Origin of the sequence: Pseudomonas sp. TUM22785 (assembly GCF_028198105.1) — a bacterium.
Classification (GTDB): Bacteria; Pseudomonadota; Gammaproteobacteria; order Pseudomonadales; family Pseudomonadaceae; genus Metapseudomonas; species Metapseudomonas solani.
The window spans coordinates 1,885,288-1,897,799 of record NZ_CP116239.1; the positions used below are offsets into that span (position 1 = coordinate 1,885,288).

General features: G+C 65.5%; 14 protein-coding genes. 3 read left to right on the top strand and 11 right to left on the bottom strand.

The features are described 5' to 3' along the window. Positions 1-83 precede the first annotated feature (83 nt). The 3 genes from PI990_RS08855 to PI990_RS08865 all read right to left on the bottom strand — a co-directional run bounded on the left by PI990_RS08855 (position 84) and on the right by PI990_RS08865 (position 2,571). The gene (locus tag PI990_RS08855; RefSeq protein WP_021221149.1) at positions 84-1,472 is read right to left on the bottom strand and encodes an adenylate/guanylate cyclase domain-containing protein; all 1,389 of its coding nucleotides are present in this window, start codon (positions 1,470-1,472) and stop codon (positions 84-86) included. A gap of 153 nt (positions 1,473-1,625) precedes the next feature. Then, a complete protein-coding gene (locus tag PI990_RS08860) occupies positions 1,626-2,213 on the bottom strand; it encodes an HD domain-containing protein (protein WP_021221150.1) in 588 nt (195 codons plus the stop codon). 40 nt (positions 2,214-2,253) lie between these two features. Further along, complete coding sequence (locus PI990_RS08865; protein WP_021221151.1) at positions 2,254-2,571, bottom strand: Mpo1-like protein; 318 nt, start codon at positions 2,569-2,571, stop codon at positions 2,254-2,256. Positions 2,572-2,860: 289 nt separating this feature from the next. Here PI990_RS08865 and PI990_RS08870 point away from each other — a divergent pair, with 289 nt between their 5' ends. Both PI990_RS08870 and PI990_RS08875 read left to right on the top strand, forming a co-directional pair. Beyond that, the gene (locus PI990_RS08870; RefSeq protein ID WP_021221152.1) at positions 2,861-3,214 is read left to right on the top strand and encodes a YkgJ family cysteine cluster protein; all 354 of its coding nucleotides are present in this window, start codon (positions 2,861-2,863) and stop codon (positions 3,212-3,214) included. A gap of 352 nt (positions 3,215-3,566) precedes the next feature. After that, complete coding sequence (locus tag PI990_RS08875; RefSeq protein WP_271660400.1) at positions 3,567-4,568, top strand: AraC family transcriptional regulator; 1,002 nt, start codon at positions 3,567-3,569, stop codon at positions 4,566-4,568. Between the two features lie 121 nt (positions 4,569-4,689). Here the strand turns inward: PI990_RS08875 and PI990_RS08880 are convergent, their stop codons facing one another. Both PI990_RS08880 and PI990_RS08885 read right to left on the bottom strand, forming a co-directional pair. Further along, the gene (locus PI990_RS08880) at positions 4,690-6,144 is read right to left on the bottom strand and encodes a TrkH family potassium uptake protein (RefSeq protein ID WP_021221154.1); all 1,455 of its coding nucleotides are present in this window, start codon (positions 6,142-6,144) and stop codon (positions 4,690-4,692) included. 77 nt (positions 6,145-6,221) lie between these two features. After that, positions 6,222-7,676 (bottom strand): TrkH family potassium uptake protein, encoded by a 1,455-nt coding sequence (locus PI990_RS08885; RefSeq protein ID WP_271660401.1) that lies wholly within the window; start codon positions 7,674-7,676, stop codon positions 6,222-6,224. Positions 7,677-7,807: 131 nt separating this feature from the next. On the opposite strand from PI990_RS08885, the gene PI990_RS08890 reads away from it, so the two are divergent. Then, positions 7,808-8,365, top strand: a complete 558-nt coding sequence (locus PI990_RS08890) for a nitroreductase family protein (RefSeq protein ID WP_184490622.1) — start codon at positions 7,808-7,810, stop codon at positions 8,363-8,365. Positions 8,366-8,432: 67 nt separating this feature from the next. Here the strand turns inward: PI990_RS08890 and PI990_RS08895 are convergent, their stop codons facing one another. The 6 genes from PI990_RS08895 to PI990_RS08920 form a co-directional block, all read right to left on the bottom strand. After that, positions 8,433-9,755, bottom strand: a complete 1,323-nt coding sequence (locus PI990_RS08895) for a sensor histidine kinase (protein ID WP_184490623.1) — start codon at positions 9,753-9,755, stop codon at positions 8,433-8,435. A gap of 79 nt (positions 9,756-9,834) precedes the next feature. Beyond that, positions 9,835-10,260 (bottom strand): hypothetical protein, encoded by a 426-nt coding sequence (locus PI990_RS08900; RefSeq protein ID WP_021221158.1) that lies wholly within the window; start codon positions 10,258-10,260, stop codon positions 9,835-9,837. Between the two features lie 165 nt (positions 10,261-10,425). Further along, positions 10,426-11,103, bottom strand: a complete 678-nt coding sequence (locus PI990_RS08905; protein ID WP_021221159.1) for a response regulator transcription factor — start codon at positions 11,101-11,103, stop codon at positions 10,426-10,428. A 15-nt stretch (positions 11,104-11,118) separates the two neighbouring features. Continuing rightward, on the bottom strand, positions 11,119-11,550 hold the full coding sequence (locus tag PI990_RS08910; protein ID WP_271660402.1) for a hypothetical protein: 432 nt from the start codon (positions 11,548-11,550) through the stop codon (positions 11,119-11,121). A 41-nt stretch (positions 11,551-11,591) separates the two neighbouring features. After that, positions 11,592-11,888, bottom strand: a complete 297-nt coding sequence (locus PI990_RS08915; RefSeq protein ID WP_021221161.1) for a YciI family protein — start codon at positions 11,886-11,888, stop codon at positions 11,592-11,594. An 8-nt stretch (positions 11,889-11,896) separates the two neighbouring features. After that, the gene (locus PI990_RS08920) at positions 11,897-12,487 is read right to left on the bottom strand and encodes a septation protein A (protein WP_021221162.1); all 591 of its coding nucleotides are present in this window, start codon (positions 12,485-12,487) and stop codon (positions 11,897-11,899) included. Between the last annotated feature and the right edge of the window lie 25 nt (positions 12,488-12,512).

Genomic DNA, 12,512 nt, shown 5'->3' on the forward strand with positions numbered 1-12,512 from the left:
AAAAACGTCCTTGCGGCCTGAGACACCTGCATCGCGCCCATGAAAAAGGCCGCCCGAGGGCGGCCTTCTTGTGACCCATTAGGTCAGAGAATGACTTTGTCGCGCAGTTTCTCGGCAGCCAGGTGCAGGGCCTGGATGACCTTTTCCTTGTCGTAGTTCTGGATGCCGTTGGTGTCCAGGTACATGGAGAAGCCCGGCAGTTCGTGCTCGACGTAGCTGGAGGTGGCGCCCAGGTCGCGGCGGAAGTCCACCACCTGGTAGATCTGCACCGGGCGGGCGAAGCCCTTGACGGTGATCTGGCCCTTGTCGCGGCACATGATCACGTCCTTGATCAGCGAATAGGTCTCGTGGGAGATGAGGATCTCGCCGGCTTCGGAGGCGCTTTCCAGGCGGCTGGCGAGGTTCACGTCGCGGCCGATGATGGTGTAGTCCATGCGCGTGTCGGCGCCGAAGTTGCCCACGGTGCAGTAGCCGGTGTTCAGGCCCATGCGGATTTCCAGGGGCTTGGTGATGCCCTGGGCGCGCCACTGCTGGCGTAGCACCTTCATGTGCTTGCGCATGGCGATGGCCATGGACACGGCGGCCACGGCGTCCTTCTTGGCGCCTTGGGTGGAGGGGTCGCCGAAGAACACCATCACGCAGTCGCCGACGAACTTGTCGATGGTGCCGCCGTACTTGAGGGCGATCTTCGACATTTCGTTGAGGTAGTTGTTGAGCAGGTCGGTGAGCGCTTCGGCCTCCAGTTCCTCGGAGAGCTCGGTGAAGCCCTTGATGTCGGAGAAGAACACCGTGAGCTTCTTGCGCTGGGTTTCCAGGCGCACGTGGCGCTTGCCGCTGAAGATCATTTCCCAGACCTGCGGCGACAGGTACTTGGCGAGGTTGCGGGCCAGGCGCGCGGCCTTTTCCTGCTCCAGCTTGATCTCGCTGCGCGCCAGCGCCAGGCGCAGGCCCTGCTGGTGCACGAAGAAGGCGGTGATGCACACGTAGAGCGTGGTGAAGCAGATGCTGACGAAGGACACCAGGGCCGGCGTGCCGAGCTTGAGGTCGGGGTGGGCGATTACCGTGGTCAGTACCGTGGCGCTGGCGGCGACGAGGATGGCCAGGCCCAGTTGGCGCAGGCCGCCGATGATCAGTGCGCTGAACGACAGGGTGAGCAGGAACATCAGGCTCGGCACCACCGAGAAGCCGAGTAGGGCCGCGCCGGCGCCGGCGTGCAGGGCGTCGATGAACAGCAGGACCAGGTGGGTGCGCTCGGGGTGGTCGCGCTTGAAGCGCAGGCTCAGGTGATGGGCCAGGTGCGGATAGAGCAGGGCGTAGGGGACGATCCACAGCACATCGAAGCCGAAGTACTGGGTGTAGGTGCCGGCGGCGATACTGGCGGCGGTGGCGATATAGGCCAGTACGCGGGAGTAATACTCGCGGAGCGGCGGGGTCGGAAGACTGCTGAGCCGGTCTAGATTGGCTGACTTCATGTAAACGAACGATCCCTGATGTTTTTCTGACGCGTTGTACGGGCGTCCGATGGTCTGCAAGACCTGAGCCAATGCCTGGCGGGTGCGGGATCATAACCAAGTGCCACTGCGGCGGCCAAGCGTGGCCGCCGAACGGTGGGGCGGAATGGACGGTCAGCTCGCGTTGCGTTCCATCGCGGCCTTGTAGATGGATTGCTTGGGCTGGGCGAAGACCCGACGCAGCATCGGCTCGAAGTAGTCCAGGGGCAGGTACTCGGCTTCCGGGTCGAAGGCGGCGGCGTCGTAGCGCGCGCAGAACTCGATGGTCTGGCGGTACTGCGGGTGGTCCTTGAACTGCTCGCGCAGGTGGCGATCCAGGCCCAGGTGGTGGAAGAAGTAATAGCCCTGGAAGATCGCGTGCTTCTCAACCATCCAGTGGTTCTCGGGGCTGACGAAGGGCTTGAGCATGGCGGCGGCGATATCGGCGTGGTTGAACGAACCGAGCGTGTCGCCGATGTCGTGGAGCAGTGCGCAGATCACGTACTCCTCGTCCTTGCCGTCGCGGTGGGCAAGGGTTGCGGTCTGCAGCGAGTGGGTCAGGCGGTCCACCGGGAAGCCGCCGAAGTCGCCGTCCAGCAGCTTGAGGTGGGTGAGGATGCGGTCGGGCAACTGGGCGGCGTAGCGGGCGAAGTCCTGGGCGATGATGCCCCAGTCCTCGGCGGTGCCGTCTTCCATATGGGTGAAGCGGGCGTGGGCATTCATCAGGGGCCTCTCTTGTTGTTTTCGGGGGCCTGCCGCTTCCTCAGAAGCGGATGCGGCCGGTGAAGGCGTCCTTCAGCATCACCCAGTCGCCCATCAGGCTGTAGAGCGGGTACTTGAAGGTGGCGGGGCGGTTCTTCTCGAATACGAAATGGCCGACCCAGGCGAAGCCGTAGCCGGCCACCGGCAGGGCCAGCAGCCACAGCCACTGCTGGGTGACGATGGCGTAGGCGAGGATGCTCAGGACCAGCAGGCTGCCGACATAGTGCAGGCGGCGGCACACGTCGTTGCTGTGTTCCTGGAGGTAATAGGGATAGAACTCGGCGAAGCTGTTGAAACGCTCGGCGGGCACGGTGCTCATGGGATATCTCCTCTTTCTTGTTGGAAGAGAGTGTAGGACCGGAGCCTTTCCAGACCAGTGACATTAGGTGCCAGTTTAGTATCCCGGCGCGCCGCCAGTGATTCCGGGGTTTTCAGCTCTATTGTTGCCATCAAGCGGGCATTTCCGGCGAAAAGGAGCGACGTCTCCCCCGATTTGAGTAGCGTCCAGCTGTTGTGTGTGGGTCTGGCTAGCTGGGCCGTCAAGGCGGGATTCGGTGTGGGAGGTGCGGGTGGATGTACAATCCGCGCCCCAAAATCAGGATGTGCCAATGGATAGCTTGAGCCGCAGGATTGATCAGTTACGTCGGAGAATCCCCGGCTTCGAGTGCAAGCCAGGCTGTCACGACTGCTGCGGGCCGGTTACTGCGAGCTCGGTGGAGTTGGCCAGGCTCCCCGTCAAGAGTGAGGCCGAACATGAAGCCGCCCTGGGGGAGTGGAACTGCGTCCACCTTGGCCCCAATGGATGTGAGGCCTATGAGCAGAGGCCGCTCATCTGCAGGCTATTCGGAACTACACCCCAAATGCCTTGCCCGGAAGGGAGAGGGCCAGAGACGCCGACTGATGAATCAGTGGTGCTTCAGATCAACCAGCTGATTGCCAGCACGCGGCAGGTTTTGGTTTAGGCAGGCGGATATGAGGAGGAGGGAAGAGGAGTCAGTTGCCCGGGGCGCGCCGTAGTGACCGGAGATCTTGTAACTGTATGGGGAGGCCTCGCGCAGTGCGACCTCCGTGTCAGGTGTATGGCGTCATGCCTTCACCGTGATGGGGCTGTCGCTATGGAGCAAGAGGCTGAGCAGGCTGCCATCAAGCCGGCATAATCCACCCAATTCAGCCCGTTTATATCCGGTTTTCAGTGCGGTGAGATCGCTGAAAGCCGCATAGATACTGAGCCTTACATTCACCCTCTTGGGTTAGTATCCTTCGTCGCCAGGCCGTGTCCTGCGGTCTCCGTGTCTGACAGAACAAGAAGGCGCCATGAGCGAACGTACCACGTCATCGAGCTGGGCCCTGGGGATTGTCCAGGCGCTGGAAATGGGCGGCGTCGACTGCCGCAACCTGTTTCCCGAGCTGGGCCTCGACTATGCCGCACTGAGCGATCCCGATGCCCGTTTCCCCCAGGACGGCATGACCCGCCTGTGGTTGCGTGCGGTGGAGCTCTCGGGCAACCCGGCCATCGGCTTGAACATGGCCAAGGTGGTGAGGCCGGCGTCTTTCCATGTGGTGGGTTATGCGCTGATGTCCAGCCGCACCTTGAAGGAGGGCTTCGCCCGCCTGGTGCGCTACCAGCGGATCATCGCCGAAGGCGCGGACCTGAGCTTTCGCGCTACGCCGGAAGGCTATGCGCTGATCCTGGCGATCCATGGCGACCGGTTGCCACCGGCACGGCAGAGCGCCGAGGCGTCCATGGCCTATTCCCTGGCCTTCTGCCGCTGGATGACCGGGCGGCCGATCAACCCGTTGGAGATTCGTTTCCAGGGCCCGCCGCCTGTGGACATGGAGCCCTATCGCCAGGTGTTCCAGGCGCCGCTGCGGTTCAACGCCGAGCACTATGCGCTGCTGTTCGATCGCGCCGACATGGAGACGCCGCTGCCCACGGCCAACGAGTCCCTGGCGCAATTGCATGACCGTTTTGCGGGCGAGTACCTGGCACGTTTCTCCGGCAGCCGGGTGACCCACCAGGCGCGCCAGGTGCTGTGCCGCCTGCTGCCCCAGGGCGAACCCAAGCGGGAAGTGGTGGCCAGCGTCTTGCACCTGTCCCAGCGCACCCTGCAGCGTCGCCTGCAGGAAGAGGGCACCAGCTTCCAGCAACTGCTGGACGACACCCGCCGCGAACTGGCCGGGCAGTACCTGGCCCAGCCCAACCTGACCTTGCTGGAGATCGCCTACCTGCTGGGCTTTGCCGACCCGAGCAACTTCTTCCGCGCCTTCCGCCGCTGGTTCGACGCCACGCCTGGCGAGTACCGCGCGCGCCTGTAATCACCTTCCGGGCCTGTAGGGGCGACTTCAGTCGCCCAGCGGCGCCCGCGCCGCCTCGCATCCGCCGGCCTCCGATCTCCACCTGAAGAGCAGGAGCCAGTTCTCAGCGCATGCGGGAGCCTCAATGCCTCCAGAAGTACGGCGTGCAGATCACCAGCACGGTGATGATCTCCAGGCGGCCCAGCAGCATGCCGAGGGAGAGCAGCCACTTGGCGCCATCGGGCAGGCTGGAGAAGTTGCCCGCCGGCCCGATCACTTCGCCCAGGCCGGGGCCGACGCCGGAGACGGTGCTGGCGGCGCCGGTCAGCGCGGTGATCCAGTCCACCCCCATCAGCGAGAGGCCCAGGGCCATGACGCAGATGGTGATGGTGAAGAAGAAGGAGAAGGTAAGGATCGAGCGGACGATCTCTTCGTCCAGGCGGTGGCCGTTGTACTTCTGCTTGATCACCGCGCGCGGGTGGATCAACTGGTAGAGGTTGGCCTTGAGCAGGATGTAGGCGACCTGGAAGCGGAAGATCTTGATGCCGCCGGCAGTGGAGCCGGAGCAGCCGCCGATGAAGCCCAGGTAGAAGAACAGCATCAGCGAGAAGTTGCCCCACAGGCTGTAGTCGCCTAGGGCGAAGCCGGTGGTGGTGAGAATCGAAGTGGTGTTGACCGCCACGTGGCGCAGGGCGTCGAGCCAATGCAGCTTGGTGGTGGCCCAGTACCACGTACCGAGTACCAGCCAGATCACCAGCAGCAGGCCGAGGAAGCCGCGCACCTGGTGGTCCTTGATCAGCGCCTTGCGGTGCCCGCGCAGGGTGGAGACGTAGAGGGCGAAGGGCAGGCTGCCGAGGATCATTACCACCACCGCCACCCAGTGCACCGCCGGCTGCGGCCATTTGGCCAGGGACTGGTCGGAGGTGGAGAAGCCGCCGGTGGAAATGGCCGACATGGCGTGGTTGACCGCGTCGAATGGGCTCATGCCGGCGACCCAGAAGCCCAGGGTGCCGAGCAGGGTGAAGCTGACGTAAACCAGGACGATGTACTTGGCCACCATGTGCGAGCGCGGCATGACCTTGTCGGAGCGGTCGGAGGATTCGGTCTGGAACAGGCGCATGCCGCCGATGCGCAGCAGCGGCAGGATGGCCACCGCCATGCCGATGAAGCCGATGCCTCCCAGCCAGTGCAGCAGCGAGCGCCAGATGAGGATGCCGGGGGACATGCTGTCCAGCCCGCTGAGCACGGTGGCCCCGGTGGCGGTGACGCCCGACATGCTTTCGAAGAAGGCGTCGGTGTAGCTGATGTGCTGGGTGAAGAGGAAGGGCAGCGCGGCGAAGACCGCCACCACCACCCAGCTGGAAACGGTGAGCAGGTACATGTCGCGTGGGCGCAGGTGCACATGCTCCGGGCGCCCGGGAATGACCAGGGCCAGGCCGGCGAGGAAGGTGATCAGGCTCGACCAGACGAAGGAGTGGATGTCCTGGGTGCGTTCGAAGATGAACAGCGTCAGCACGGGGATGGCCATGCTCACGGCGAGGGTGATGAGGAATATGCCGATGATGAAACCGATGATGCGCAGGGTCGGCAATGCCATGGGTCAAGCTCTGAAAGGTGAAGGCCGCCATTCTAGCCGTGCTGGGGCGCCTGTCCACGGCCGGCCTGCCGGTGAGGTCAGTGTTTCCAGAATGCCCGGGTGAAGAGTACCAGCACGGTGAGGATCTCCAGGCGCCCCAGCAGCATACCGACGGTCAGCATCCACTTCGCCGCATCCGGCAGGCTGGAGAAGTTGCCCGCCGGGCCGATGGTCGGGCCCAGGCCTGGGCCTACGTTGCAGACGGCGGTGGCGGCACCGGTGATGGCGGTGGCCCAATCGACGCCAACCAGGCACAGGCCCAGGGCGATGACACCGATGGTGACGGTGAAGAAGAAGGAGAAGGTGATCAGCGAGCGGACGATCTCTTCGTCGATGTTATGCCCGTTGTACTTCTGCCGGATCACCGCGCGCGGGTGCACCAGTTGCTGCAGGTTGGCCTTGAGCATCACCAGGGCCACCTGGAAGCGGAAGATCTTCAGGCCGCCGGCGGTGGACCCCGAGCAGCCACCGACGAAGGTCAGGTAGAAGAACAGCATGACCGAGAAGCTGCCCCAGAGGGTGTAGTCACCCAGGGCGATGCCGGTGGTGGTGACCACCGAGGTGACATTCACGGCGACGATGCGAACGGCGTCGAGCCAGCTGTTTTCCGAGTTGGCCCAGAACCAGGTGCCGAAGAGCAGCCAGGTGATGACCAGGAAGCCAATGAAGCCTCGGACCTGATGATCGCGGATCAGGGCCTTGCGATTGCCTCGCAGGCTGGCAACGTAAAGGGTGAAGGGCAGGCTGCCGAGGATCATCACCGCTATCGCCACCCAGTGCACCGCCGGCTGCGGCCAATGGGCGATGGAGCTGTCGGAGGTGGAGAAGCCGCCGGTCGAGATCAACGAGGTGGAGTGGTTGATGGCTTCGAACGGGGTCATGCCGGCCAGCCAGAAGGCCAGGGTGCCTAGCGCGGTGAGGCCGATGTAGACGACGAGGATGTACTTGGCCGCGATGTGCGAGCGCGGCATGACCTTTTCTCCCCAGTCGGAGGATTCTGTCTGGAACAGGCGCATGCCGCCGATACGCAGCAGCGGCAGGATGGCCACCGCCATGCCGATGAAGCCGATGCCCCCCAGCCAGTGCAGCATCGAGCGCCACAGCAGCAAGCCCGGCGAGGCGGTGTCCAGCCCGGTCAGCACGGTCGACCCGGTGGTGGTGATGCCGGACATGGTCTCGAAGAAGGCGTCGGTGTAGCTGATGTGCTGGATGAGCACCATCGGCAGTGCCGCGAAGCAGCACACCACCACCCAGCTGCTGGTGGTCAGCAGGTACATGTCGCGGGGGCGCATGTGCAGGTGTTCGGGACGGCCCGGAGCGACCAGGGCCAGGCCGCAGACGAAGGTGATCAGGCTCGACCAGGTGAAGGCGCTGAGGTCGTCGGTACGTTCGAACACCAGCAGTGCCAGCATGGGCACGACCATGCTGACGGACAGGGTGATGAGAAAGATGCCGATGATGAAGGCGATGATGCGGAGGGTCGGCAGTGCCATGGCAAGTCTGGACCGAGGGGAAAGGAGCGAGATTCTACGTAGGTGCATGACGCTGTAAAGCAGAGTGTGAGCCCGGAATGCGTCGCAACTTCGGCTAGAATGCCGCTTCACTCGAATCTGGAGGTGGCCCGATGGAGGCTCTAGACGCTCTGCTCAACCGCGTATCCCTGTCTCGCCTGGTGGAGCCGGCGCCCGATGCGGCGCAACGCGAGGTGCTGTTCCGCGCCGCCCTGCGTGCACCGGATCACGGCTACCTGCGGCCCTGGCGCTTTCTTACCGTCGAGGGCGAGGCCCGTAACCGGCTGGGCGAGCTGTTGGCCGAGGCGGTGAAGGCCAAGGACCCGCAAGCCCCCGAGGCGGCGGTGAACAAGGCCCTCGGCATGCCGCTGCGTGCGCCCCTGCTGGTGGTAGTGATCGCCAGCCTGACCGCGGGGCACAAGGTGCCGGAAAGCGAACAGGTGCTGTCGGCTGCCTGTGCTGCCCACGGCATCCTCCTGGCCGCCCATGCCCAGGGGCTGGGTGCCATCTGGCGTACCGGCGAGTTGAGCTATGACCGCCATGTCGCCCGTGGCCTGGGCCTGGCGGACAACGAACAGGTGGTGGGTTTCCTTTACCTGGGCAGTGTCGACGGCGAGCGTCGTGGCCCGCCGGAGCTGGCGCCTGCTGATTTCGTCAAAGCCTGGGGCTGATCGGCAGCGGCCCAACGAGCCCGGCGCAGGTTGCCTGCGCCGGGCTTTTTATTGCCTGGAGGGTGGTTCAGTTCAGCGGCCGCAGCGGCAGTTCGATGCTGGCGACGAAACCGCCACCGGGGTGGTTGGCCAGCGCCAGGGTGCCGCCGTGGCGCTCCACGGCGCGACGGGCGATGGCCAGGCCCAGGCCATGGCCGGGAGCTGCCTGGCCCGGGGCCCGGTAGAAGGGCTCACCCAACTGGGCCAGGTGCTCGGGTTGCACGCCGGGCCCATGGTCACGCACCTGCACGCACAACAGGCCCTCGGCCTGGCTGGCGTCTATCTCCACCGGTTGTTCGGCCGGGTTGAAGCGCAGGGCATTGCGCAGCAGGTTGTCGAGGGCTCGTTCGAGCATGTCCGGCCAGCCGTCCAGGCGCAGCTCGGCGGGGCAGCGGATCTCGATGCGCTGATCCGGGTGCAGCAGGCGCGCGTCATCGGCCAGGCTTACCAGTAGCGGCCGCACCGCGATCGGGCGGGTGGCGCCCGGCTCGGCGTCGAGGCGGGCGAGGGCGAGGATTTCGCTGATCAGCGCTTCCAGTCGGTCACATTCCTGGCTCAGGCGTGGCCACAGGGCCTCGCGTTGCTCCGGGCCGGCGCGCTCGGCCAGGGCGAGGGCGATGCGCAGGCGAGCCAGGGGCGAGCGCAGCTCGTGGGAGACGTCCCGCAGCAGCTGGCGCTGGCTGCCGATCAGGCCCTGCAGGCGCTGGCCCATGCGGTTGAAGTCGCCGGCCAGCACGCCCAGCTCGTCGCGACGCCGTGACAGGCGCGCCAGGCTGTCCTGCTGGTAGGCCGTCTGGCCGAGGTCGTGCACGGCGCGGCGCAGGCGGTTGAGTGGCCGGGTGATGTAGAGCGTCAACGCCAGGCTGAACAGGGTCAGTACTACCAGGGCGATGCCAAGGGCGCTGAAGGGCCAGAGCAGGCTGCCACGGTGCCAGGCTTCCAGTTCGGGGTAGGGGATGCGGTAGATGAGCAGGAAGGAATCGCCGCTGCGGGTGCTGGTGTATTCCTCGGTGAGGCGGCGCCAGGGCAGGCGTTCATCGTGCTGGCGGGCCTCGAAGGCGGCGGCGCGGGGCGGGAAGGTGCCGCGCACCACGGGCTGGCCGCTGTCGTTGAGGATTTGCACGTCGATGCGGGCGCGGCGCTTGAACTGCTCGAGCATACGCTGCACCTCATCCGGGCCGCCGACTTCGTAGCGTTGCACCAGGGTTTCCGCCAGGCCTTGCAGGGCGGGGTGGCGGCTGAGGATCCAGGCGTCCTGGTTGAGCGCGCGGCCCAGCAACATGGCCAGGCCGGCGACCAGCGCCAGGGCGAGCCAGAAGGCGGCGAGGATCCGCCAGAACAGTGAACGCACGCGATGCTCCTCCGGAAACGGCAAAGCCCATCAGGTGGGAGCCTGATGGGCGGTAGGACGGGCGGTCAGGCCGCCGTGGTCATTGGGCCTTGGCGCGCTGGGCTTTCCAGGCTTCGAACTCGGCACGCTCGGCGCGACGCTCTTCCATCTTCTTCTGCTGCGCGTCGAACTCCTTCTGCTGCTCGGGGGTGAGCAGCGCGCGGATGTCGGCGCGGTTCTTCTCTTCGCTGGCCTTCAGCTCGTCCTGCATGGCCTTCTTGTCGGCGGCGGGCAGCTTGTCCAGGTACTTCTGGGTGATGTCGTGGCGGTTCTTCATGGACTCGCCCATCAGTTTGCCGACCTGGTGGCGCTGGTCGCGGCTGAGGTCCAGTTCCTTGAACAGGCCGGGGCCACCGTGGCCGGGGCCGCCGAAGCCGCGTTCCGGGCCGGGGCCACCTTCGGGCATGGCCATGGCGACGGTGGGCAGGGCGGCTGCGAGAAGCAGGGCGGCGATTGTCTTGCGCATGGTCTATCTCCTTGTCTCTGAACCGGCTGGTTGCCGGATGTGCTCAGTCTAGGGAGGGCAAGGTCAAGGGCGGTCAGGCCAGGGTAAAGCTTGGGTAAAGAGAGGCTCAGGGAACTGTTACGAAAGGCCCGGGGCGCTCTGCGACGCGGCGCCGGGTGAGGCGTGTCAGGCGCTGTAGTAGTAGCCGCGGCTGCGCAGGGCGACGATGCGTGGCCGGCCATCGGCGTGCGGGCCGAGCTTCTTGCGCAGGTTGCTGACGTGCATGTCGAGGCTGCGGTCATAGAGGGTGAGCTTGCGGCCCAGGGCCAGTTGCGCGAGCTCCTGCTTGTCCAGCGGCTCGCCGGGCTGGCGCAGCAGGGCCTCCAGCAAGCGGCCTTCGGAAACGGTGAGGCTGATTTCGTGATCGCCGACGTTGACCACGCCACGCACCGGGCTGTAGCAGAGGTCGCCCAACTCCAGCTGGCTGGATTGCGCCGGCGGCTGGGTGCGGCGCAGCACGGCGCGCAGGCGGGCGGTGAGCTCGCGCGGGTCGCAGGGCTTGGCCAAGTAGTCGTCGGCGCCCAGTTCCAGGCCGAGGATGCGGTCCAGCGGCTCGCCCCGTGCGGAGAGCATTAGCACCGGCAGCTCGGGGTGGTCGCCGCGCAATTGCTTGAGCAGTTCCAGGCCGCTGCCGTCGGGCAGCATCACATCGAGCACGACGACCGCCGGTGCATGGGCCGCGAGGGCGGCGCGGGCACTGACGCCGTCGTGGCAGGCGCGCACGCTGAAGCCTTCCTGGCTCAGCCAGCTGTTGAGCAGCTCGCAGAGTTCCTGGTCGTCGTCGATCAGCAGCAGTTCACTCATGGCCGTCGTTTCGCATCAGTTGATCCACGGGCGGGGCTGGCGTCGTCCGCCGCGGGCGAACAGGCCGATCAGCAGCGACAGCAGGGCGACGCCGCCGCCGATGGCGAACCACATCTGGTCGTCGCTGACCAGGCGCGGCGAGCGATCCGCCTGGGCCTCCTTGAGTTGCAGCTTGAGGCGCTGGTTTTCCTGGCGCAGGCGCGCCAGCAAGGCGGTGTCGCGTTCGGCGGTGGTGCCGTTGGCCAGTTGCGCGGCCAGCTCGTTGCGTTGGCGCTCGCTTTCCGCCAGGCGCTGCTGCAGGGCGGTGAGTTCCTGGGCAGCGACGTTTTCCACCGGGCGTGGCTCCATCGCCACGCTGGGGGCCACCGTTGGCAGGGCCTCTTCGGCCTGGGCCAGCGCGGCGGTCAAGGACAGGGCGAACAGCAGGGACAGCGAGGCGTGGCGCATCGGAACTCCTGTTTCCTACGAATAGATTCGGCGTGCTGCTGTCAGAAGACCTGCTTGAAGGGTTTTACGGTCACGTTGGCGTAGACGCCCGAGGTGCGGAAGGGGTCGGCGTCGGCCCAGGACTGGGCGGCGACCAGGGACTCGAACTCGGCGACGACCAGGCTGCCGGTGAAGCCGGCGCTGCCCGGGTCGTTGCTGTCCACGGCCGGGTGCGGGCCGGCCAGTACCAGGCGGCCTTCGGCTTTCAACTGCTCCAGGCGGACAAGGTGCGCGGGGCGGTTGGCCACGCGTTTTTCCAGGGAGTCGGCAACATCGGTGGAGATGATCGCGTAGAGCATGACAGTCCTTATTCTTGAGGTTTTTCGGATTCGGGATCGTGCATGTGGCGCGCCAGGAAGATGCCCTGGCCGATGAGGAATAGCAGGGTCAGGCCCAGGCTGCCGAAGACTTTGAAGTCGACCCAGAACTCTTGATAGGTGAAGGCGACATAAAGGTTGGCGAAGCCACAGAACAGGAAGAAGACGATCCAGGCCAGGTTGAGGCGCACCCAGATGGCCTGGGGCAGCGCAACGGCGTGGCCCATGACGCGCTGGATCAGCGGCTTGTCGCCGATGAAGTGGCTGGCGGCGAAGCCCAGGGCGAACAGCCAGTTGACCACCGGCGCCTTCCATTTGAGGAAGGTTTCGCTGTGGAAGGCCAGGGTCAGGCCGCCGAACACCAGGCAGGCGGCCAGGGTCAGCCACTGGCCTTTTTCCAGGCGGCGCTGGGTGACGAAGATTGCCCCGTAGACCACCACCGAGGCGGCGATCAGCACGGCGGTGGCGCTGAAGATTCCGCCCAGCATGACGCTGTGCCCGGCGAATTCGATGGCGCGCGGCTCGAGCTTGTAAACGATGAAGAAGAGGATGAGCGGGATGAAGTCGATGAATTGTTTCACGGCGGCAGCCAGAAGCGGGATGTGG